The 25033-nt window shown below is 41.5% G+C and carries 20 protein-coding genes; 1 reads left to right on the top strand and 19 read right to left on the bottom strand.

Translation table 11 applies throughout. The features are described from left to right. Positions 1–66: 66 nt before the first annotated feature. The 14 genes from ACWXWT_RS04835 to ACWXWT_RS04770 all read right to left on the bottom strand — a co-directional run bounded on the left by ACWXWT_RS04835 (position 67) and on the right by ACWXWT_RS04770 (position 19527). The gene (locus ACWXWT_RS04835; RefSeq protein WP_456040483.1) at positions 67–543 is read right to left on the bottom strand and encodes a helix-turn-helix domain-containing protein; all 477 of its coding nucleotides are present in this window, start codon (positions 541–543) and stop codon (positions 67–69) included. Between the two features lie 168 nt (positions 544–711). Beyond that, the gene (gene greA / locus ACWXWT_RS04830; protein WP_456040482.1) at positions 712–1188 is read right to left on the bottom strand and encodes a transcription elongation factor GreA; all 477 of its coding nucleotides are present in this window, start codon (positions 1186–1188) and stop codon (positions 712–714) included. A 229-nt stretch (positions 1189–1417) separates the two neighbouring features. Further along, complete coding sequence (carB, locus tag ACWXWT_RS04825) at positions 1418–4639, bottom strand: carbamoyl-phosphate synthase large subunit (protein WP_456040481.1); 3222 nt, start codon at positions 4637–4639, stop codon at positions 1418–1420. A gap of 22 nt (positions 4640–4661) precedes the next feature. After that, positions 4662–5819: a glutamine-hydrolyzing carbamoyl-phosphate synthase small subunit gene (carA, locus tag ACWXWT_RS04820; protein ID WP_456040486.1), complete on the bottom strand. Its 1158-nt coding sequence runs from the start codon at positions 5817–5819 to the stop codon at positions 4662–4664. A 172-nt stretch (positions 5820–5991) separates the two neighbouring features. Then, the gene (dapB, locus tag ACWXWT_RS04815; protein WP_456040480.1) at positions 5992–6804 is read right to left on the bottom strand and encodes a 4-hydroxy-tetrahydrodipicolinate reductase; all 813 of its coding nucleotides are present in this window, start codon (positions 6802–6804) and stop codon (positions 5992–5994) included. A 72-nt stretch (positions 6805–6876) separates the two neighbouring features. Further along, positions 6877–7494, bottom strand: a complete 618-nt coding sequence (locus ACWXWT_RS04810) for an FKBP-type peptidyl-prolyl cis-trans isomerase (protein WP_456040479.1) — start codon at positions 7492–7494, stop codon at positions 6877–6879. Positions 7495–7574: 80 nt separating this feature from the next. Next, positions 7575–8381 (bottom strand): M48 family metallopeptidase, encoded by an 807-nt coding sequence (locus ACWXWT_RS04805; protein ID WP_456040478.1) that lies wholly within the window; start codon positions 8379–8381, stop codon positions 7575–7577. Positions 8382–8486: 105 nt separating this feature from the next. Beyond that, entirely contained in the window at positions 8487–9719 is a 1233-nt protein-coding gene (locus tag ACWXWT_RS04800; RefSeq protein WP_456040477.1) for a DEAD/DEAH box helicase, read from the bottom strand. A 110-nt stretch (positions 9720–9829) separates the two neighbouring features. Continuing rightward, entirely contained in the window at positions 9830–10957 is a 1128-nt protein-coding gene (gene dnaJ, locus ACWXWT_RS04795) for a molecular chaperone DnaJ (protein ID WP_456040476.1), read from the bottom strand. Positions 10958–11069: 112 nt separating this feature from the next. Further along, positions 11070–12992 (bottom strand): molecular chaperone DnaK, encoded by a 1923-nt coding sequence (gene dnaK / locus ACWXWT_RS04790; protein WP_456040475.1) that lies wholly within the window; start codon positions 12990–12992, stop codon positions 11070–11072. Between the two features lie 294 nt (positions 12993–13286). Continuing rightward, a complete protein-coding gene (locus ACWXWT_RS04785) occupies positions 13287–14561 on the bottom strand; it encodes a glutamate-5-semialdehyde dehydrogenase (RefSeq protein ID WP_456040474.1) in 1275 nt (424 codons plus the stop codon). 10 nt (positions 14562–14571) lie between these two features. Beyond that, positions 14572–15681, bottom strand: a complete 1110-nt coding sequence (gene proB / locus ACWXWT_RS04780; RefSeq protein ID WP_456040473.1) for a glutamate 5-kinase — start codon at positions 15679–15681, stop codon at positions 14572–14574. A 170-nt stretch (positions 15682–15851) separates the two neighbouring features. Beyond that, positions 15852–17141, bottom strand: coding sequence for an NCS2 family permease (locus ACWXWT_RS04775; protein ID WP_456040472.1), 1290 nt, complete (start codon positions 17139–17141; stop codon positions 15852–15854). Between the two features lie 829 nt (positions 17142–17970). Beyond that, positions 17971–19527 carry a M17 family metallopeptidase gene (locus ACWXWT_RS04770; protein ID WP_456040471.1) on the bottom strand — a complete coding sequence of 519 codons (1557 nt, stop codon included), beginning with the start codon at positions 19525–19527 and terminating at the stop codon, positions 17971–17973. 182 nt (positions 19528–19709) lie between these two features. Here ACWXWT_RS04770 and ACWXWT_RS04765 point away from each other — a divergent pair, with 182 nt between their 5' ends. Beyond that, positions 19710–21173, top strand: coding sequence for an aminoacyl-histidine dipeptidase (locus ACWXWT_RS04765; protein ID WP_456040470.1), 1464 nt, complete (start codon positions 19710–19712; stop codon positions 21171–21173). 101 nt (positions 21174–21274) lie between these two features. Here ACWXWT_RS04765 and dinB read toward each other — a convergent pair whose 3' ends face one another. The 5 genes from dinB to ACWXWT_RS04740 all read right to left on the bottom strand — a co-directional run bounded on the left by dinB (position 21275) and on the right by ACWXWT_RS04740 (position 24969). Further along, positions 21275–22354, bottom strand: a complete 1080-nt coding sequence (gene dinB, locus ACWXWT_RS04760) for a DNA polymerase IV (RefSeq protein WP_456040469.1) — start codon at positions 22352–22354, stop codon at positions 21275–21277. Between the two features lie 139 nt (positions 22355–22493). Beyond that, entirely contained in the window at positions 22494–22961 is a 468-nt protein-coding gene (gene bfr / locus ACWXWT_RS04755) for a bacterioferritin (protein ID WP_456040468.1), read from the bottom strand. 12 nt (positions 22962–22973) lie between these two features. Then, positions 22974–23444: a bacterioferritin gene (bfr, locus tag ACWXWT_RS04750; RefSeq protein WP_456040467.1), complete on the bottom strand. Its 471-nt coding sequence runs from the start codon at positions 23442–23444 to the stop codon at positions 22974–22976. A 230-nt stretch (positions 23445–23674) separates the two neighbouring features. Next, positions 23675–23899: a (Na+)-NQR maturation NqrM gene (nqrM, locus tag ACWXWT_RS04745; protein WP_456040466.1), complete on the bottom strand. Its 225-nt coding sequence runs from the start codon at positions 23897–23899 to the stop codon at positions 23675–23677. A 59-nt stretch (positions 23900–23958) separates the two neighbouring features. Continuing rightward, complete coding sequence (locus ACWXWT_RS04740; protein ID WP_456040465.1) at positions 23959–24969, bottom strand: FAD:protein FMN transferase; 1011 nt, start codon at positions 24967–24969, stop codon at positions 23959–23961. Positions 24970–25033 lie beyond the last annotated feature (64 nt).

Raw genomic sequence — 25033 nt, 5'->3', positions numbered from 1 at the left:
GCTTCATCTTGAAACCAAATATCGACAGTGTCTAAAGGAATATAAACAGGGATCGTTGCGATCGTTTTAGAAATGAGTTTTTTTAAACTCAGCTTGAGCTTCTAAGGATTGTTTTGGGTGCTTAGAGCGACTGGTAATCCAACTTAAGCCAATACTTTTCAATATTTTATACACATGGTTTAGATGATAATGGATACCAAACTGCTGTTCTATATATGATTGAATGTCTATACCCGTTAATCGTCCACCTTGTTCGGAGCGGCTTAATTCGTCTACATATTGATAGAGAACCTGCTTTTGCTGTTCGCCGAGTTTATTAGCATTTGTCGAGTTCATATTGGCTTTCAAACCATCAAGGCCAGAATTTAAGTAGTTTTTAACCCATTCATTAACACTGCGACGACTTACCTTTAGTTGGCGAGCAACTTGAGCTCGATTGTGACATTCCAAGAAGCAAGACACAGCCAAAATGCGAATACGCATACGGGCGTCTTTTTCTGACTTTGATAATTTAACGAGTTCAACAGAGTTGTAATTTTTCACAGAATAAAATGATTTGAAAATAATGAGTATATTAGATCATAATTTAATGCGGATTGGTATTAATGGCATTGGTATAATATAAAAAAAGCACTTAACCATTTAGATTAAGTGCTTAAATTTATGTACAGCTAAATGTTAAAACGTTACTCACTGCAGTTAAGCAAATAACTAAATGTACTGTACAGACATGATTTCGTAATCAGTTAATCCGCCAGGTGTAGTAATTGATACTTCATCACCTTCACTTTTGCCAATTAAACCGCGAGCAATAGGTGAGTTAACAGAAATCAAATTCCGTTTAATATCGGCTTCATCATCACCCACAATACGGTATGTCATTTCTGCATCGGTATCGATGTTTAAAATCGTCACTGTGGTCCCAAAAATAACACGACCTGTGTTTTCTAGGGTTGTGACATCAATAATTTGAGCGTTTGATAACTTACCTTCAATATCTCGAATACGTGCTTCACAAATCCCCTGCTCTTCACGAGCAGCATGATATTCAGCATTTTCTTTTAAATCGCCTAACTCACGCGCTGAAGCAATAGCTTCAGTAATTTTAGGACGGCGATCAAACTTTAAAATCTCAAGCTCTTTACGTAGTTGATCCGCACCAACCACTGTCATTGGAACCTTACTCATAATGTCTTTGTCTCCTTTAAAAACAAAAGCATCCCGTGCTGACAAATGCCAGCACAGTGAAAATTCTATTGGAAATACGCAATCGAGTTTGGTTGCGTCTTTGGGATGCATCTCTTCGATGATGGTTAACAGCTTACCTAAGCTTTAGCAGACTTGCTAGTATGCGTCACCAAAATGTCATAAAAAAGGTCACCTAATGGTGACCTTAATCATTTTTAGGCAATAAAAGTTAGCTTTTAATACGCTTATGTAATTCTTGTACAGATGCCACTTTGACACGATCATCTGCCGCATGGGCTAAACATGTCGCAAATGCAGCATTTAACGTCGTGGTGTAATTTACTTTGTAGCGTAATGCTCCGCGGCGTATCTGACGTGAATCTTCAATAGCTTGACGACCTTCTGTAGTATTAACAATGTAAGTATATTCACCATTTTTAATACGATCCAGAATATGTGGTCTACCTTCGTGTACCTTATTCACCAAGCGAGGATTAATCCCAGCTTCACCTAAGATAATCGCTGTACCATGAGTAGCATCAATATCATAGCCAAGTTCAATCAACTTAGACGCTAAATCAGCAACTCGCTTTTTATCACTGTTACGAACAGATAATAACGCACGACCTGACTTAGGTACTTCAGATGTCGCACCAAGTTGTGCTTTAGCATAGGCTTCGGCAAACGTGTCACCCACGCCCATCACTTCACCAGTTGAGCGCATTTCTGGGCCTAATAATGGATCAACACCGGGGAACTTATTAAACGGTAATACCACTTCTTTTACCGAGAAATAAGGTGGAATCACTTCTTTAGTAAAGTTTTGTGAAATCAAACTTTGCCCAGCCATTACACGAGCAGCAATTTTAGCTAAAGGCACACCAGTTGCTTTTGACACAAACGGTACTGTACGAGCTGCACGCGGGTTAACTTCAATCATATAGATTTCATTATCTTTCACCGCAAACTGCACGTTCATTAAGCCAACAACACCTAACTCAAAAGCAAGTTTGGTTACCTGTTCGCGCATTCTAGCTTGGACATCGGCACTTAAAGTATAAGGTGGCAATGAACATCCAGAGTCACCAGAGTGAACCCCTGCCTGCTCAATATGTTCCATGATGGCACCAACGACAACGGTTTCACCGTCACATACAGCATCAATGTCAACTTCAATTGCATCATCTAAAAAGTGATCAAGTAAAACAGGCGATGCATTAGAGACTTTAACTGCTTCATTAAAATAACGCAGTAAATCTTGCTTGTCGTATACAATTTCCATTGCACGACCACCTAACACATAAGACGGACGGACAACCAACGGGTAACCAATTTTTTCAGCTTCAATGACTGCACTTTCAACGGTTGTCACTGTCGCATTTTCTGGCTGCTTCATGTTCAAACGTTGAATCGCTTGTTGGAAACGTTCGCGATCTTCTGCACGGTCAATTGCATCAGGGCTGGTACCAATAATGGGCACTCCAGCAGCTTCAAGGGCGCGAGCAAGCTTCAATGGTGTTTGACCACCGTATTGAACAATCACACCTTTTGGCTTTTCGATACGAACAATTTCTAGCACATCTTCTAACGTTACAGGTTCAAAGTATAAACGGTCTGAGGTATCGTAATCGGTTGATACCGTTTCAGGGTTACAGTTCACCATGATAGTTTCGTAACCGTCTTCGCGCAGAGCTAATGCCGCATGTACACAACAATAATCAAACTCAATACCTTGGCCGATCCGGTTTGGACCACCACCTAGCACCATGATTTTGTCGCGATTTGATGGGTTCGCTTCACATTCTTCTTCATAAGTTGAATACATGTAAGCCGTGTCAGTTGAAAACTCAGCAGCACAAGTATCTACACGCTTATAGACAGGGAAAATCTCATAACGATGACGGAGTTTACGCACTTCAGCATCACTAACACCAAGCACATCCGCAAGACGGGCATCAGCAAAACCTTTACGCTTTAACTTACGTAAAATATTTTCCGTTAAACCAGACATGCCGAGTTCCGCGACATTTGCTTCATCAGCAATTAAATCTTCAATTTGAATCAGGAACCAATGATCGATATTTGTTAAAGCAAAAATATCATCACGGCTTAATCCAGCACGGAATGCATCGGCTATGTACCATATGCGGTCACAACCAGGCTCTTTTAATTCATGACGAATTCGTTGAATCGCTTCAGGTGAAGATAAATCAACAATAGGGTCAAAACCATTGCGGTTAACTTCAAGGCCACGAAGCGCTTTTTGTAGCGACTCTTGGAATGTGCGACCAATTGCCATCACTTCACCAACTGATTTCATCTGTGTGGTTAAGCGGTCATTGGCCCCTGCAAATTTTTCAAAGTTAAAACGTGGCACTTTGGTGACAACATAATCAATAGCAGGCTCGAACGATGCAGGTGTTTTACCACCAGTAATGTCGTTGCTAAGCTCATCTAATGTAAAGCCGACTGCCAACTTGGCAGCTATTTTCGCAATAGGGAAGCCTGTGGCTTTAGACGCTAATGCAGATGAACGCGAAACACGCGGGTTCATCTCAATAATCACCATACGGCCAGTATTTGGACAAATACCAAACTGAACGTTTGAACCACCCGTTTCAACACCAATTTCACGCAATACGGCTAAAGAAGCGTTACGCATTAATTGATATTCTTTATCGGTTAGCGTTTGCGCGGGAGCAACCGTAATTGAATCACCAGTGTGGACACCCATTGGGTCAAAGTTTTCGATGGCACACACGATAATACAGTTATCGTTGCGGTCACGAACCACTTCCATTTCGTACTCTTTCCAACCAATTAATGATTCATCAATCAATAATTCGTTAGTTGGTGACAAATCTAAGCCTTGAGAACAAATTTCTTCAAACTCTTCTCTATTGTACGCTATACCGCCACCACTTCCGCCCATGGTGAAAGAAGGTCGAATAATACAAGGGAAGCCAACCATGTCTAAGACACCGTATGCTTCATCCATATTATGGGCGATACCCGCTCGAGGACAATCTAAGCCTATCGACTTCATCGCTTTGTCGAAACGGCTACGATCTTCAGCTTTATCAATTGCGTCAGCTGTCGCACCAATCATTTCAACATTAAATTCTTCTAACACGCCTTGTGCTTCAAGCTGAAGCGCGCAATTAAGTGCAGTTTGTCCACCCATCGTTGGTAGAATTGCATCTGGTCGCTCTTTGGCTATGATGTTGCGTACCACTTCCCAATGAATGGGTTCGATATACGTTGCATCGGCCATTTCAGGATCTGTCATGATGGTAGCTGGATTAGAGTTGACCAAAATGACACGATAGCCTTCTTCACGAAGGGCTTTACAGGCTTGAGCACCTGAATAATCAAACTCACACGCCTGACCAATAACAATTGGGCCGGCACCTAGGATAAGAATACTTTTTATATCTGTACGTTTTGGCATTGCGTCGTCTTCTCCCAGATAACTACTTAGCGTGCTGACGGTATTGTTCAATGAGTTCGATAAAGTGATCGAACAGCGGAGCTGCATCAGTTGGACCAGGACTCGCTTCAGGGTGTCCTTGGAAACTAAATGCTGGTTTATCCGTTAGGTGAATACCTTGTAATGAACCATCAAATAATGATTTATGGGTCACTTTTATATTTGCAGGTAATGATGTTTCATCTGCCGCAAAACCGTGATTTTGACTGGTGATCATCACATTGCCTTTTTCAATATTGCTCACCGGATGGTTTGCACCATGGTGACCAAATTTCATTTTTAAGGTTTTTGCACCTGAGGCTAAAGCAAGTAACTGATGACCTAAACAAATACCAAACACCGGAATGTCTGTTTTTAAGATTTGTTGAATGGCTTCAATGGCATAATCACAGGGTTCAGGATCGCCAGGACCATTGGATAAAAATATCCCATCAGGATTCATGGCTAATACATCGGCAGCTGGAGTTTTAGCTGGCACAACGGTGACATCACAACCACGGTCAACCAACATCCGTAAAATATTACGTTTTACACCGTAATCGTATGCGACGACTTTATACTTGAGTTCCGATTCTGGTGTTTCAGACGGTAAACCACCGACTAATTTCCAGCTACCGTTGCGCCATGTATAAGCTTTCTCGGTGGTAACTTCTTTAGCTAAATCCATGCCTTTTAAGCCAGGGAATGCTTTTGCTTCCGCCAAGGCTTTTGCTTCGTCTAGGTCTCCCACCATAATACAACCGGCTTGAGCCCCTTTTTCACGCAAAATTCGAGTGAGTTTGCGAGTATCTATATCAGCGATACCAACCACATTATTCTTTTTTAAATAATCACTTAATGATTGTTGGTTACGGAAATTACTCGCCATAAGCGGTAAGTCACGAATAATTAAGCCACATGCATGAACCGAATCCGATTCTGTGTCTTCATCATTAGTACCTGTATTACCGATATGAGGATAGGTTAATGTTACTATTTGGCGTGAATATGAAGGATCCGTAAGAATCTCTTGATAACCTGTCATTGAAGTATTAAATACTACTTCACCAACAGAGATACCTGTTGCACCAATTGCGGTGCCAGAGAATACGGTTCCATCTTCGAGTACGAGTAAGGCAGACTGTGTCAACGCGACCTCCAGAAAAGAGCCAAGCCACTGAAATTATGTGTTTTTATTTTTCTTTAAAATACCAATTTCCGTTCAATTACGAAATTTTGACAAATTCCAGCGATTGTATAAGAAATTAGCATTTACGTCTATATTTTGTCGGATTGTTTTCAAAAAAAAACACCAATGAATGGTGTTTTATTGTCTAGTTCAATCCTAATACTTGTTGCATGTCATACAGACCTGCATTTTGATCTGAGAGCCAAAAAGCGGCCCTCATCGCCCCATTTGCAAAGGTCATTCGACTCGATGCTTTATGGGTTATTTCCAACCGTTCGCCTATATCAGCGAACATAGCTGTGTGTTCGCCGACAATATCTCCGGCACGAACCGTTGCAAAACCTATGGTGTTACGATCACGCTCACCTGTAATGCCTTCACGCCCAAAAACGGCGCATTGCTCTAAATCACGGCCCAATGTCTGAGCAATAATCTCACCCATTTTTAGTGCCGTGCCTGACGGCGCATCTTTTTTGTGGCGATGATGAGCTTCGATTATTTCGATATCGGTATAATCCCCCATCACTTCGGTCGCAAGTGTGAGCAACTTCCACATTACGTTTACGCCGACAGACATATTGGGAGCAAGAACAACAGGAGTTTGCTCCGAATAAGCATTAATCAGTTCTTTTTGAGCATGATTAAAACCAGTTGTACCAATAACGATTGCTTTGTGGTTTCTAGCGCACCAGTCAAGATGAACAATAGATGATTCTGGTGAAGTAAAATCAATCAGCACATCAAAGTCATTGACCACATTATCAAGTGAGTCAGTAATAGTAACATTCATCAAACCTACACCAGCAAGCTCGCCAGCATCAACACCTATTAGGCTTGAGCCGGTTCGTTCAATGGCAGCACCAAGAACAATAACCTCTTGCTGTTTAGCTGATTCAATCAGTGTCCGGCCCATACGGCCACTGGCACCAACTACAGCAATTCTCACTTTAGCAGTCATGAACGTCTCCCAGTGTTGACTGAAAAATAGCTTATACAAAAACGCCTAAGTTAACTTAGGCGTTTTAACGTATTAGATAATGTCTAACAACTCAACTTCGAAAACCAAAGCCGAGTATGGCGGAATGGAAGCACCCGCGCCACGCTCACCGTATGCTAAGTGATGCGGAACGTATAATTTAAGCTTGGTACCAACAGGCATAAGCTGTAGTGCTTCAGTCCAACCAGCAATCACACCCGATACAGGGAACTCTGCAGGTTGACCGCGAGCAACGGAACTGTCGAACACATCACCACTGATAAAAGTACCATGATAATGAGTACGTACTGTTGAATCATAAGTTGGCGTTTCACCATCACCTTGAACAAGTACTTCATATTGAAGTCCTGATTCAGTAACAGTAATACCATCACGTTTTGCGTTTTCAGCTAAGAAAGTATCGCCTTCAGCAGCAGCAGCTTCAGCAGCGGCTTCTTGAAGTTCTTGTAAACGACGACTGATTTCAGTAAATGCAACTTGAAGCTCTTCCATAGATACTGCGCTTTCTTTACCGGCAAATGCATCAGCAAGACCAGCTTGAACAGCAGGAATATCAATACCTTCAAAAGAATTTGCAGCTAACTGCTCGCCCATTTGACGACCTACACCGTAGCTTGCATGCTGTTCCATAGTGCTGAACAAATCTGACATAATAATATTTCTCTCAATAATCTTAAAAAATTCGCACCAGAGTTTATCACAATAAACCCCGCCGATGTTGGCAAAAAGCATTATTTAACTTGAGCAATTTTACACTCAGTCAAAGACTGTTTTCTTGCCTGTGTATAAAGTGGCATCACTTTACTTTGTGCTGCTTGTAAGTCTTCTATACGGTGACTGTGTGAAGGATGAGTCGACAGAAGTTCTGGTCCTTGGGCACCACCCGCTTTGGCCATGTTTTGCCATAAGGTAATACTTTGAGCAGGATTAAAACCCGCTTTTGCCATTAACTCTAAACCAACAATATCGGCCTCAGATTCTTGACTACGTCCGAAAGGCAAAGTAATACCGACTTTAGCGCCTAACCCCAAACCAGCCATATATAAGTCTTTATTGGCCACACCGGATGCACCTAATGCTGCATCCGCAACTTGCATTCCCAGCCCTGTTAGCTGCGCCCTAGACACCTGTTCATTGCTGTGCTGAGCTAATACGTGCGCCACCTCATGGCCCATTACCGTCGCGAGCTGATCTTGATTATTCGCCACATTTAACAAACCGGTATATACACCAATATGACCACCAGGCAAAGCAAACGCATTGACTTGCTCAGATTCGAACAACACGACATCCCACTGTTGTGTTTGGTCTGGTAACACAGCGGTGATACGTTTAGCGACACAATTTACGTAATCAGTTTGGACTTTACTTTGGCTAATTTTTTCACTTTGCTTCATCGTTTCAAACGACTGAGCCCCCATTTGTTGCATCTGAGCATCAGAAAACAACAAGGTTTGTCCACGCCCAGTGGGTGATTGATTGTTAACACAACCAGCCAATAAAGCTGACATTAACAACGTAAACACGAGTGGTTTCATCTTTTATCCTTTAAAATTCATTTAGCCTAAGTGAGTCCATCGTTAACTCATTTTATACTAATCCACATGGTGAATGCACCACATGTTGCGAACCATAATAGAGTATTAACGGTGAAGTTTCCGTTTAGTAAAATCACTGATCCCACGTTTATTAGCCGTACGTCGATTAGCTTGTTTATCACGCGGCGCACGCTTGCTGGTTGCACTAGTCGGTTTATCCGTCACCACAAAGCCTGCTAATGCAGTCAAAGGTAATGCTTGTCCTATTAACGTTCTAATGGCTTCCAAACTTTGTAACTCCGAGTGACTGATTAGTGATAATGCAACACCACTCAATCCCGCCCGTGCTGTTCTACCAATACGATGAACATATACTGCTGCCTGAGCAGGCAAGTCGACATTAATTACGACAGGTAATGCGTCGATATGTATACCGCGAGCTAATACATCAGTCGCAATTAAAACCGTTAGTTTTTTGTTTTTAAACAACGCTAATGTCTGGCTTCGCAAAGCTTGTTCTTTATCGCCATGAAGTGCAGCAGCGTTAATATCCGCTTTAAGTAACTTTTTACACAATGCATCGGCATCATCTTTAGCATTAACAAATACCAACACTTGTGACCATTGATGCAAAGTAATTAAATGGATCAGTGCTTTTGCCTTACTACCTTTGTTCACGTGATATAGGGTTTGAGCTATATCGGTTACAGTACTATTCATCACATGGGCTTCAATCCGCACACTCGATGCTGACAATATTTGTTCGGCTAATATCGTTAACGGCTCAGGCAAGGTTGCTGAAAACAATAACCGTTGCCCCTTTGGCATTAAAGCAATAAGTGCATTAATATCGGCGATAAATCCCATGTCCAGCAATCGATCGGCTTCATCAAGTACTAGACTTTGAACATGGTCAAATTGAATCACACCTTGTTGCGCTAACGCTAATAAACGTCCAGGCGTTGCAACTATCAGATTAATCGGTTGAGTGAGTCGCTCAATTTGTAATTCAATTGCTTCACCGCCGCACAACACATCAACCCGTAAATTTACCGCTTGTGCTAATGGAGCCAGATTTTGCATAACTTGAGCAGCTAACTCTCTGGTGGGCACAATAACCACCGCAGACAAACTAGCAGCAGACAATTGGCTTAACTGTTGTAATAGAGGTAAACCATAAGCATAGGTTTTTCCGCTACCCGTTTGTGCCAGAGCCAACACATCTTGCCCCTCCAGTACGGCTGGAATAGCCAATTGTTGAATACGGCTAGGCTCAATTATCGCGGTAGGTAATGTGCTTAATAATTTGGGATTGAGCGAAAATGCTGAAAATGACATGAATGGCGCCTAATTAGTCATGAATACAAATAAATTCTATATCCCAATAAAAAAGGCTGTTTACCCAAAGTAAACAGCCTTTATTGATGATCACTTTCTATGAATAGTGATTAACTGTTTAAGTCCTGAAAGAACTTTTTTACACCATCAAAAAAACCTTCCGCTTTTGGGCTGTGTTTTTTCGATTCACCCGTTAAGGTTGCCTCAAATTCACGCAGTAAATCTTTTTGTTTTTCATTCAGATTCACTGGTGTTTCCATCACAACCTTACAAAGTAAATCACCAACAGCATGACTACGAACCGATTTAACCCCCTTTCCACGTAGGCGGAACATACGCCCAGTTTGAGTTTCGGTTGGAATTTTAAGGCTCACCTTACCGTCTAGTGTTGGTACTTCAATCTCACCGCCTAATGCTGCCTTACTGAAAGAAATTGGCACTTCACAATAAAGGTTATTGGCATCTCGAGTAAAGATTGCATGCTCTCGCACACTAACTTGTACATATAAGTCACCTGGAGGTGCACCAAATTCGCCCGCTTCCCCTTCGCCCGTTAGACGAATACGATCACCGGTATCGACACCAGCAGGGATTTTAACTGATAAAGTCTTGCTTTTTTCAACACGGCCTTCGCCATGACACTTGCCGCAAGGTTCTTTAATAATTTTACCGCGACCATGACAAGTAGGACAGGCTTGTTGAACAGCAAAGAAGCCTTGGCGCATTTGCACCTGCCCTTGACCATGACAAGTGCCACATGTGGTAGCAGACGTGCCTTTTTTAGCGCCACTGCCATCACACAAATCACAAGCAGCTAATGTTGGAATACGTAATTCTTTTGTTAAACCGCGAACCGCTTCTTCTAAAGACAATTCCAGGTTGTAACGTAAGTCGCTTCCGCGCGCCGCTTGACGTTGTCCGCCACGACGACCACCACCAAAAATATCACCGAAAACATCACCAAAAATATCGCCAAAGTCACCTTGGCCACCGCCGTGCCCACCACGATTAGGATCGACACCTGCATGACCAAATTGATCATAAGCAGCTTTTTTGTCACTGTCGGTTAAAATTTCGTACGCTTCTTTAATCTCTTTAAAGCTGGCTTCTGCGGCTTTATCACCTGGATTACGGTCTGGGTGAAATTTCATCGCTAAGCGTTTGTACGCTTTTTTAATTTCGCGTTCACTGGTGTCACGTCCGACACCGAGAACTTCGTAATAATCACGCTTTGACATAGTGTTCTATCTTCTCGAAGGTGTGAGTAAAGTGCTAAATTCAATTTATACAAACGGGCGTATGAGGATAACCTCAACGCCCGCTTTAATGGTAACTAACTGAAAAGGCTAATTACTTTTTATCGTCTTTAACTTCTTCGAACTCAGCATCAACAACATCATCAGCAGGTTTTTCTTGGCCAGCATCTTGTGCTTGACCTTCTGCTCCACCTTGAGTTTGAGCTTTAGCTTGGGCAATTTCCATCAACTTAGCAGACGCTTCAATAAGCGCTTGAGTTGCTGTATCCATCGCTTCTTTTTCGCTGCCTTTGATAGCAGTTTCTAAGGTTGCGATAGCCGCTTCAATCTTCTCTTTTTCGTCGCTAGATAAATCATCACCAGCTTCTTCAACTTGTTTCTTAGTTGCATGAACAAGACCGTCTGCTTGGTTACGTGCTTGAACTAACTCTTCAAACTTGGCATCTTCATCAGCGTGAGCTTCTGCATCACGAACCATTTGTTCAACTTCTTCATCAGACAGACCAGAAGAAGCTTTAATGGTGATGTTTTGTTTTTTACCTGTTTTCTTATCTGTTGCAGACACATGCAAAATACCATCAGCATCGATGTCGAATGCCACTTCAATTTGTGGTTGACCACGTGGAGCAGGCTCAATACCTTCGAGGTTAAATTGACCTAAAGATTTATTTGCACTGGCTTGCTTACGTTCACCTTGTAATACATGAATGGTTACCGCACTTTGGTTGTCATCTGCTGTAGAGAATGTTTGACCGGCTTTTGTCGGGATAGTGGTGTTCTTCTCGATAAGCTTAGTCATTACGCTACCCATGGTTTCAATACCAAGAGATAGTGGTGTAACGTCAAGTAATAAAACGTCTTTCACATCACCAGATAATACACCAGCTTGAATTGCCGCGCCTACGGCTACAGCTTCATCAGGGTTAACATCTTTACGAGGCTCTTTGCCAAAGAAGTTAGTTACCGCTTCTTGCACTTTAGGCATACGAGTTTGACCACCAACAAGAATCACTTCATTGATGTCTGATACAGATAAATCAGCATCAGCCAAAGCAACTTTAAGCGGTTCTAAAGTACGTTGGATTAAGTCTTCAACCAATGACTCTAACTTAGCTCGGGTAATTTTAACCACTAAGTGCTTAGGACCTGTTGCATCAGCAGTGATATAAGGTAAGTTAACTTCAGTGTGATTTGTACTTGAAAGTTCGATTTTTGCTTTTTCAGCAGCTTCTTTCAAACGTTGCATCGCTAAAGGATCTTTACGTAAATCTAAACCTTGGTCTTTTTTGAATTCATCTGCTAAGTAATTGATCAAACGATTATCAAAGTCTTCACCACCTAAGTGAGTGTCACCATTAGTTGCTAATACTTCGAATGTTTGGTCACCATCGTTGCTATCAATTTCGATGATAGAGATATCAAAAGTACCACCACCTAAGTCATATACAGCAACAACGTTATCACCTTGTTTTTTATCGATACCATAAGCAAGTGCTGCCGCGGTTGGTTCGTTGATGATACGTTTAACATCTAACCCTGCGATACGACCAGCATCTTTGGTTGCTTGACGTTGTGAATCGTTAAAGTAGGCAGGTACAGTAATAACAGCTTCTGTTACTTCTTCACCTAAAAAGTCTTCTGCCGTTTTTTTCATCTTTTTCAAGATTTCTGCAGAAACTTGTGGTGGAGCCATTTTATTACCACGAGACTCAACCCATGCATCACCATTATCAGCAGCGATAATTTTAAATGGCATGATGTTCACGTCGCGCTGAACTTCGTCATCTTTAAAACGACGACCAATTAAACGCTTAATTGCAAAGAAAGTATTAGCTGGGTTGGTTACCGCTTGGCGTTTTGCTGGCTGGCCAACAATTGTTTCTTCATCTGTGTAAGCAATAATAGAAGGCGTAGTGCGATCACCCTCTGCGTTTTCAATTACACGTGCTTTGCCGCCATCAAGGACAGCCACACAAGAGTTTGTCGTGCCTAAGTCGATACCAATAATTTTGCCCATGGGGTCCTCCAAAATTGACGTTATTTCGTCACAAATATGTTATTTGATGTTGATATGGGGATGAATAACAAGTTTTTCAAGCATTTTGTTGCTTAACTTGAGATTCACAATTAACCACTCATATCAGCCTTGATACCTATATTGGGACAACAAAGTGAATTACAAGGGGGTAGGGAAAAAATTATCACGGTTAACTTATCTTTTTCGCCCCGTAACAATACGCACAACAGGATTATATACCACTATAAAGGGCGCATATTTGCGCCCTTTTTGCCATAAACACCACAAGACTCATTATTGTCTACTGGTATAATCCCCCCACGCTAGCCACTTGTATGTAGTCAGTGCATCTAACGCCATTGGGCCACGTGCATGCAATTTTTGTGTACTCACGGCCACTTCAGCACCTAGGCCAAACTGAGACCCATCGGTAAAACGTGTACTGGCATTGACATACACGGCGGCAGAGTCGACTTGGTTGATAAAATCACTCGCGGTATGAATGTTGTCCGTTAAAATGGCCTCAGAATGCCCGGTGGAATGGTCACGGATATGTGCCACCGCCTCATCAATATCACGAACCACTTTAATCCCCAACGTGAGCGATAACCACTCTGTTGAAAACGATTCATCATGTGCAGGTGTGACATCAAATCCTAAACCATCAAGATAAGGTAACGTTTTTGCACAAGCTTGGAAGCGAACCCCAAGCGAATGTAAGTGAGATGCTATGTTGGGAAGAAACTCGGCGGCCACATCTTGATGAACTAATAACGTATCGAGTGCATTGCACACTGTTGGACGTTGTACTTTTGCATTGGCAATAACGTCAATTGCACGCACCAAATCAGCATGCTTGTCGACAAATAAATGACAGATACCTATTCCACCTAAAATCACAGGTATACTCGACTGTTCAGCGCATAATCGCTGTAGGTTTTGGCCTCCTCGAGGAATTATCATGTCAACGTATTTGTCGAGTCTTAATAACCCCCCAACTAAGCTACGGTCTGGCGAATCAATAAGTTGTACGGCATTTTTAGGTAAACCTAAACTAACCAGCGCATCACGGATCACATCACTTAACACTTTATTGGACGTTAATGTTTCTTTGCCGCCACGTAAAATTACAGCATTACCGGTCTTTAACGCCAGCACAGCAATGTCTACAGTGACATTTGGCCGAGCTTCATATATCACCCCGACGACACCTAATGGCACGCTGCGACGCGTTAAGCGTAAACCATTATCTAACACTCGACTTTCAGCATCCTTACCAACAGGATCGGCCAAAGCGATAATATTATCGATATCGCTTATAATCCCGCTGAGTCTTACTTCGTCGAGCATTAACCGGTCAATCATGGCTTCGGTTAAACCGCTTTTTTTTGCTGCGATGATGTCGGCTTCATTGGCTTGTAAAATATCATGTTTACGCAGCGTTAAGTGGTCAGCAATCGTTGCTAATAACAGATTTTTTTGTTTTGCTGGTAAATTCGCTAAAATAAAACTTGCCGCCTTAGCGCGTTGACCTAATTGTGATAAATATTCTGTATCGGTGGCTGACATCTGCTTATCCTTAATTATCAAGTACGACCATATCATTACGATGAACCACAGCGTCACCATAGTTATAGCCCAATAGATTTTCTATATCATTAGAATGCTTGCCGCTAATTTTGATTAAATCATTGGCACAATATCGGCTAATGCCTTTAGCCAAAATTTTGCCTGTTTGGTTCACTATCAACAAGGTTGCACCACGTTCAAAATTTCCTTCAACGTCCACGATGCCTTTAGACAACAAACTACGGCCATTGGCAACCACTGCGATCGAGGCGCCAGCATCGACAATCAGTTTCCCTTGTGATGCTGGACCAGCAAGGATCCATTGTTTTCGGCTTTCTAATGGGTTTTCTATTGCCTTAAAGTGAGTACCTACCGACTCCCTTACTGCGACTTTGGCAATCACATCAGGATGATGACCAGAAGCTATCACCACGTCTATACCTGCACGCCTCGCAACATCCGCCGCTTCAAGTTTGGTTGCCATGCCACCAGTACCAAGTCCAGATACGGAACCACCTGCAAGTAAACGTAAACTGTCATCAATATTGACGACCTGTTTAATCAATTGTGCATCGGGATGGGTGCGTGGATCTGCGTCAAATAGGCCTTTTTGATCTGTGAGTAAAATAAGCAAGTCGGCATCACAAAGTAATGCTGCTCGCGCGGATAAATTATCATTATCACCCACTTTAATTTCATTGGTCGCGACAGCATCGTTTTCATTAATAATAGGAATAATATTATGCGCTAACAATGCATTTAACGTGTCGCGTGCATTAAGGTATCGTTCACGATCTTGAAGATCTGCACGTGTGAGCAATAACTGCCCAACATGTAAACCGTAAATACTGAATAATTGTGACCAAGCCAAAATTAGCTGGCTTTGCCCTACAGCCGCGAGTAACTGTTTATTAGCCATAGTATCGGGCAACATAGGGTAATTTAAATGCTCTCGTCCAGCAGCAATCGCACCCGATGTACACAACACTATCTCAACACCAGAACGCATAAGAGAAGCCATTTGTCTGGCCAATTCAACCATATGCGCCTTATCAAGCTTTTTACTGCCAGATGTCAGCACACTCGTGCCTAATTTAACAACCACACGGCGATAACCCATTTGTGTTACTCAGTTAACTAAATATATTGAATCCATTTTTATACCCAATTCACACGACAATTCATAGTGAAAGCCGCTAATACAGGTATATTTTCGAATTAAAAAAACAAAAAAGGGCCATAAGCCCTTTTTTGTATTGTTACCATTGACCCATATGCATGGGCTACTCATTAGCTATAGATAAACTTAGCAATAAACAATGCAGCAACCACAAGCACGCCTGCATTCAAATCTTTAAAACGTCCAGTCATCAACTTGATCACCGCATAAGAAATAAATCCGAGACCAATAGCGCTGGCAATTGAAAAGGTTAGCGGCATAAGCAAACACGTTACAACAACAGGTGCCGCTTCAGTTAAGTCTTCCCAGTCAACATGAACCAAGCCAGACATCATCAAAATGGCAACATAAAACAAGGTACCAGTGGTTGCATAAGCGGGGACCATTCCCGCTAAGGGTGAAACAAACAATGCGGCTAAAAATAATAACCCGACAACAACAGCGGTTAAACCTGTGCGACCACCAGCACTGACGCCAGCAATACTTTCAATATAACTCGTCGTTGTTGATGTGCCCAACGCCGCACCTGTGATGGTGGCAACACTGTCTGCGGTTAATGCTCGTTTAACTCGTGGCAAACGGCCTTTTTCATCGAGTAATCCACCACGTTGAGCAACAGCAACCAAAGTGCCAGAGGTATCAAATAGGTCAACAAATAAGAAAGCAAATATCACAGATAACATGCTCACTTCTAGCACGCTAGACAAATCCATTTTCATAAATGTTGGTGCAATAGACGGTGGCATCGCAATCAAACCTTGATACTGCACATCACCAAAGATCATCCCTAAAACCGTTACAATCAGAATACTAAAAATAACGGCAGCTTTAAGACCACGTTGAACCATAGCAATAATCAAGAAAAAACCTAAAGCAGCCATCACAGCAGGAAAAGAAGTGATATCACCCATTGTGACAATAGTTGCAGGACTAGCCACCACAATACCGGCATTTTTCAAACCAATTAATGCTAAAAATAACCCGATACCAGCTGCAATACCAAAACGCAACGACATCGGAATACTGTTCACAATCCACTCACGGATCCTAACTAAGGATAAAATCAAGAAACACACACCAGACATAAATACTGCGCCAAGTGCGGTTTCCCAGCTGTAACCCATTTCCCCTACGACTGTGTAAGTGAAAAAAGCATTCAATCCCATGCCAGGGGCCAATGCAATAGGGTAATTGGCCAACAAGCCCATCACCAAACAACCAATTGCGGCAGCCAAACAAGTCGCAACAAAGACTGCGCCATGATCCATACCAGCATCGGCAAGCATCATAGGATTAACAAATATGATGTAAGCCATGGTTAAGAAAGTTGTAAGACCAGCCATAGCTTCTTGCTTGAGACTCGTTTGGTTCTGTTTCAGTTTAAATAATTTTTCTAACATGGAACGCGGTTCCTTGGGCAAAGGTTAACATTGAGTTAATCGTTTTAATTGTTATAAATGAGGATAAGGTAAACCTTCTACTGTTCACTTTATGATTAAGGGTGTACTTTTTGGGCTGGAATTATAAGTTTTTACGACCTTGATAGCTATCAATAGCCTTTTTGTTGAAAGATTACAGTTTTTTATATAGCGGACTAAACAGATGGACTAAATTCAAGGTAAAAAAAAGCCTACTCAAAAGAGTAGGCAGACATGTTACAAGCATCCCATATGGGGAAAGGAAAGCTAGCATCACTTAACATGATGTGGCGATAAATTAACTAATTTACCACCTTGTCTAAAACCGTCAAACGAGACGAACAAAAGGTTGATGGATATTAACGCTACATTAAGAGGGTCAGTTCTTAACGTTTCATGGCGAATATACCGCCACGTAAAACTGATACATCAGCAAACCAAGTGTTTTGCCAATAAAATTTGTTGCTACCTGTATAAGACATAGTCTTTCTCCTAAATAAAGTTAAGTTGTATAAACCTAGTAAAGCTTGGCTCGGTTCCCTGGAACGTACATTTCTCAAATCCATTGAGACAACTTGTCACTCAGATCCTTGGAGGCTATATCCATCCTGGATTAACTAGAGTCGACAATCACAATGCTTGCCGACGAAATGAATTATACAAAACTGTAATATAATTACAAGTATTATTTGCTTTATTTCACAAAAACGTCAAATTAAGTGATTAGATTACATTAACATTGTATTAAAACTATGTATGACTTTTGTCAAACAATGTTATTTTATCAATAAATCACATATAAAACAAACACTTAAACAAGCCCCTTAGACAGGCTCAAAAAATGTAATAAACTAACTAAAGGGCTTGCGGTAGGCTTACCATATAAAGGATCGCCTTCAACTGCACTACCAGCAATATCAATATGCGTAAAAGCCAATTTTGTTTCGGCTATGCCAGAAGCTTTTATTAAGAATGCAGCAGGATATTGATGACCACGAGCAGTAATTGAAGATGGGCCATTATTAGATGACACCACATCAGCAGCACCGTTTTTATCTGCAACTTTATCAAAATCTTCAGGACGTAATCGAGAAACCTCGAATGGTTCCCCCCATAGCTGACCCACTTCTGCTAATGTTGAAGCCACGCCTTGCTTTTTAGCCGTGCTATTTTCAACTAATGCAGGGTAGCCACCGTAGGCTCGTACAACATGACCGGTTAACGTCGCCACCGAAAATAATTGTGGATTCACTGCAGTTTGTGCCTGTATACGCAAATGCGATAATAAGTCAGCTAACACTAAGCGCCCTTCTGCATCAGTATTACCAATGCGCACTCGCGCCCCTGCGTGGCTAGTAATGATCTCATCAGTGACAAATGCATCACTACCAATACTGTTTCTCACTAATCCGAGTTCGGCAATGACTTTAATACCTTTAGGTTTCAGTATTGATATTGCTTTCATTAAACCAGCAACTGCTGCGGCACCACCTTTATCACGGCTCATTCCCGCCATTGAGCCTGCAACTTTAATATCAGCGCCACCAGTATCGTAAACCACGCCTTTGCCTGCAAAGAATAAAGTTTTTGCAATAGGTCCTTCGCCAACATATTCAAGCTTTACCACTCGGGGATGATGACGTACAACATCAAAAGAGCTTCTACCTACTGCGCTGAGTAATGGGTATTGCATTTTCAACTGTTCGACTTGATCAACCACAGATACCGCCAAACCACTATCAGCAAAAGCATCAACACAGTATTGTGCAAACCCAATGGCAGACATACGCTCAGGCTCAGTACCACAAAGATCACGAGCAAGAACTCGCCCTGATTCTGCAGCATTGAGTAATAAGCTGTGAGCAGCAGAATTTAATAAACCTATCGCAGTTAACCTTGGCATTAATGACTTTGCTTCACGTGTTTCGAGCGGTTGCCAAAGCTCCTGTCCACACGCCAATGCAGCAACTGGCATAGCATTGGCAAAGCGCTTGTCATTAACTGGCGGTACAACTAATAATGGTTTTTTGGCTCCAGCGGCTTTAGCAATGGCAATACCTTCACGAGCAGCTTTAGCAAAAATTCTGACGTCACTATAGTCATTTTCGCTATCTGTCACAGGTGAGATAATTAAACGTCCCCCAGCTAAACCTGGAGCAAAAAGTAATGTGACGCTTTTACCTACACGCAGATCAATTTGACAAGCATGATCTGCAAGCAAGCTCACTTCATCTTGCTTAATGTTGGCTAAACTCGTGGTGACCACCACAACAGCATCCCAACCTTCACCTTCAAAAATGGCATCGTCATGAGTGACATCAATAATGGGCACTTGAAATGCATTGACGACTTTGTTTTCTTGGTTCATACACAATCCTTAATCAATGGGGTTGTAGGTAAATTGATTGGTTCATAATTATTTACAGATTTGTGGCCTAAACCTTGGCAAATTGGTGCAGCAATATCAAGTAACAGCGCAGAATATGTTAAAATACCACTAGTTTTATTTTGTGTCGTATATCGACTTGGTTTCATTTTAGAGGGCGTTTCGTGACTGCATTAACTCAATTATATCCTCAGCCTCTATGGCAATGGTTTGAACAAATTTGCGCTATTCCACATCCATCAAAACATGAACATGCGTTATCGAAACACATTCAACAATGGGCAAAAGCACAAGGCCTTGCGGTTGTTGAAGACAAGGTCGGTAATTTAATCATCCGTAAGTCTGCCACACCAGGAATGGAAAACTGTAAAACAGTCGTGCTACAAGCACACATTGATATGGTGCCGCAGAAAAATGCCGATAAAGTTCATAATTTTGAAACAGATCCTATTGAAGCCTATGTTGACGGTGAGTGGGTTAAAGCCAAAGGCACAACCTTAGGTGCAGATAATGGTATCGGCATGTCTTCAGCATTAGCAGTATTGGGCAGCAAAGACATTAAGCACGGGCCACTCGAAGTACTGCTCACTATTGATGAAGAGGCCGGTATGACAGGTGCTTTTGGATTAGAAGCAGGTTACCTTGATGCTGATATTTTAATTAATACCGATTCTGAGCAAGAAGGCGAAATCTACATGGGTTGTGCTGGCGGTGTAGATGCACAAATCAGTGTACCTATGTCTTGGCAAGCGCCAGAACAAAGTAATGCCAGTTTCTCATTGACCATGTCTGGCTTAAAAGGCGGTCATTCTGGGGTGAATATTCACCTTGGACGTGGCAATGCGAATAAGTTACTGGCTCGCTTTTTATTTAAATACAGTGATGAATTAGCCATCGAGCTAGTGAGCTTTAGCGGAGGCTCGCTGCGTAATGCGATTCCACGTGAAGCAAACATTCAATTTATGTTGCCCGCTGAAAACATTGAAGCACTTAAACAGGCTATCGAGTCATTCCAAGCATTAGTGCGTGTAGAGTTAGCTGTTGCCGACCCAGCTATGGTGCTCACGTTAGCCACAATTGATTCACCAACAAAAGTCATGGGTGAAGATGCGCAAAATACCTTAATTGACTTATTACATGCTAGCCCTAATGGGGTGATCCGCATGAGTGATGAAGTAGAAGGTGTCACTGAAACATCACTCAATATCGGTGTAATAAGTACAGAAGATGAAAGTGTTGAAGTGCTATGTCTTATTCGCTCATTAATTGACTCTGGTCGTGAAGAAGTCACAGGTATGCTGACTGCACTGGCTAACCTTTCTGGGGCAAGTATCGATTTAAGCGGTGCATATCCGGGCTGGAAACCAGACACCACTTCACCAGTAATGGCGATTGTACGTGAAACCTATAACGACATTTACAAAAAAGATCCCACTATCATGGTTATTCATGCAGGTCTTGAATGCGGCTTATTTAAAGAGCCATATCCACACATGGATATGGTATCGATTGGCCCAACAATTCGTTATCCACACAGTCCAGATGAAAAGGTCAACGTCACGACTGTAGGTCAATACTGGGAACTACTGCTTGCAGTATTAGAGCGTATCCCAGCTAAAGAAGTATAAAGTCAGATAAAAATGATTAGCTTATAAGCCATATAGAATAGGCGACTGTCATGTCGCCTTTTTACTTTTTATTGTTTGTGGTTAATTGCTGTTAACGCAGCTTAAAATTGTAAATCGAGTTGAGTAATCTGATCGCTACCATCATCAGTCGCATTGATAATCACATCAGCTAAGCCTACACTCACGCCAACCAAACGGATACCTCTCCCTTGGCTGCGCTGTAAAGCTTGTAATAACAACTCATGAAACAATTTAATTGAAATCTCATCACTGCGGTGTTCGATGGTCGTTTGTTTAAAATCATTAAATTTAAGCTTTACCACTTGCTTGTGGATCTGTCTGTCTTTAGCGCTCCGATGAACTCGAGCACTGAGCTCTTGAATAAGCTGCGGTAATACTTGCAGACATTGCTCTAACGTAAAAATATCTTTGGCTAACGTGGTTTCTACTCCAACAGACTTACGTACACGGTGCGGACTAATTTGCCTGGTATCGATACCTTGAGAACGCTCTATTAGCACATTGCCAAATTTGCCGAAAGTATCGATTAATTGAGGTTTGGGATATTGCTGCACATCATAACAAGTGGTTAAGCCTATATCAGCTAACTTTTTGGAGGTGACTTTACCTACACCAGGAATTTTACTTAGGGGTAAGTCCTTTACAAAATCAGCAACTTGATTGGGGGTAATAACATATTGCCCATTTGGCTTATTCAAATCAGAGGCGATTTTGGCTAAAAACTTAATGGGAGCAATTCCGGCTGAAGCCGTTAAACCAGTAACATCGAAAATCTCATCACGTATCGCCTTGGCAATTAACGTTGCACTCCCTTGATGAGCATCGCAATCAGTCACATCGAGATAGGCTTCATCTAATGATAAAGGTTCAACTAAATCAGTATAACGATGAAAAATTTCCCGTATTTGCAAAGACACCGATTTATACACGTCCATGCGCCCAGGCACTAAAATTAACTGCGGACACAATTGCAATGCATGATAACTAGACATAGCGCTACGCACCCCAAATTTGCGGGCCTCATAGCTGCAGGTACTTATCACACCTCGGCGGTCACTTCTGCCGCCAACAGCAATGGGTTTTCCTCTCAACTCCGGAAAATCACGCATTTCAACCGCAGCAAAATAACAATCCATATCGATGTGAATGATTTTACGCATTCTATTCTGTGACCACTGCCATTAACTAAATTAACAACAATAGTACTGTATACAAAAACAGTATTCAATCATTCTCTGATAGGAACAAAAAAGCCCAAACTTAGTTGGGCTTTATCAAAAAAACAGAAACGATTATATATTACATTTTAGTCTGCAAATAGTTTTGTAAACCAACACGTTCAATTAGACCTAATTGTTTTTCCAACCAATACATATGATCTGACTCAGTGTCATCTAATAACACCTCTAAAATTTCACGAGTTTGATAATCAGCTTTCTGTTCGCATAGCGCGATAACTTTGCGTAAATGATCAGCTACATGGTATTCGTATGCGAGGTCATTTTGAAGCATTTCTTGTACATCTTTACCAATATTCAACGCTTCACGGCTACCAACATCAGGAGTGCCTTCTAAAAACAAAATACGTTGAACTAATTTAGCAGCATGCAGCTTCTCATCGTCCGACTCATGTAAAATACGGGTATACAGTTCATTGAATCCCCAGTCTTCATACATATGAGCATGGACAAAATATTGATCCATGGCAGACAATTCGCCAGTTAATAAACTATTTAAAGCATCGATGACTTCTGGATGACCTTTCATGATAATTTCCTATTAGTCGTTAATTTGTGATTGAAGATAATTCTGAATACCAGTCTGTGTAATGAGCTCTTGTTGCGACTCAATCCAATCTAAATGTTCTTCTTCATCTTCGAGTAAATCTTCAAATAAATCGCGGCTAACGTAATCTTGCTCGGTTTCGCAAACATTAATCGCTTCACGCAACATAGCGATTTGAGCCGTTATAGCGGCCATGTCACAACTAAGCATTTCTTCCGCATGTTCGCCAATACGTAATTTGTCTAGTTGCTGCAGGTTAGGTAGACCTTCAAGAAACAATACTCGTTCAATCAACTTGTCAGCATGCTTCATATCTTCAATCGATTTTTTGTACTCTTTTTCATTAAGCTTGACCAAACCCCAATGTTTAAACATGCGGGCATGTAAAAAATATTGGTTAATGGCAGTCAGCTCACAGGTAAGCACACGATTAAGCTGGCTAATGACTTTAGGATGACCTTTCATAGTTATGTCCCTTGGTAATAATTTGATCTCGATCAATTTCATATAGGATAGAACACTGTAGGAGGAAAGGCAAATTTTCCTTTAATTTCACATACTTACAATTGCTAATCATTATCATTACAACTTAGCTTTGTAATTGTGAATAAAAAAACACCATAAAAAAAGCCTTCAAAATGAAGGCTCTTTACATTGAAATCGATTAAAGTCACTCGTTTTAAAACAAGTTCAACTTAAATAATGCGATTTTGGTCAAGCATTTCTTTACGGGCTTGGTCTTTTTCCATACGACGTTTTCGCGCATCGCATGGATCATCACAGTCGCAGGCCTTCTCGATACCTAATACGCCTAAACCACCACAACTACCTTCTACCGCTTTCTTTTTAACGATATAACCAACAGACATCAATAAAAAAAATAATAACAAACCAACAAACGTAGCAATATATGTGCCCATTTCCACTCCAGTTAACTCATTCAGCTTAGATCTAAATGGCTTAAAATCAGAAAATAAAACTATTTTACATACAATTTAAACGCATCGCTGTAATAGACTTTGTAACCCAGCTCCTGCTTCTCTATCAGCATTATTGCTAAGTTTTTCTCTTTAGCAAGTGCCAACGAGGCTTGAGTGCCTAATACCATCATGGCGGTTGCATATCCATCTGCTGTCATACAACTAGAGTGTAACACGGTTGCTGAAGCAAGTTTATGCTTAATAGGATGTCCACTTCGAGGATCAATTAAATGTGAAAAACGTTCACCATCTTCTTGGTAAAAGTTACGATAATCCCCCGACGTGGCTAATGACATTGTTCCCGGTTCTATCACTTGTTGAACTGCCTGTCCTTCGCTAGTCGGTTGTTCAACCGCCACACGCCAAGGCTCTCCATCAACTTTAGTCCCTTTTACATTTAACTCACCACCAATTTCAACTAAATAACCACTTGCGTGATATTTATCTAAAATCGCTGCAATTTTATCGACACCAAAACCTTTCGCAATTGATGATAAATCGACGTATAAATCAGCATTATGCTTAGTTAATGTGTGTCCACTAATCGACAAGTCAAAAATGCCCATTTTCGCTTTAGCGGCATCAATGTCGGCTTGTGTCGGCACTGATGTTGGCCTCTTATCAGGACCAAATCCCCACAAATTAACTAATGGGCCCAAAGTAATATCTAACGCACCATCGGTTTCCTGATAAAGGCGCATACCTTCTCTGATGACTTTAATCGTATCAGCCGATACTTTGACACTTTGCTGTACCTGCAATTGATTAAACTTTGACAATTCTGAATCGGAACGGTAGGTCGACATTTGGTCATTAACCATTTCCAGTGCCATATCAATTTCTGCTTGCAATAATTGAGGCTCTGGCATGCTTTCATTCGTCACCACTTTTATGTGGTAAGTTGTCCCCATGGTACTGCCTGATAATGAAACAATAGGCTCTGGAGAGCTACAAGCACTCAATAATATGATTAATACCGAGAATAATAACTTGGTGAAATTCACTGTCATTTCAAATTTACACTTGTTTTTAATGAATAAAAAAATTGCAGCCTACAGACCTGTGTTTGACCAC

The sequence above is a fragment of the Shewanella sp. A22 genome, from assembly GCF_053850585.1.
This window is presented reverse-complemented; position numbering and strand designations above follow the sequence as displayed.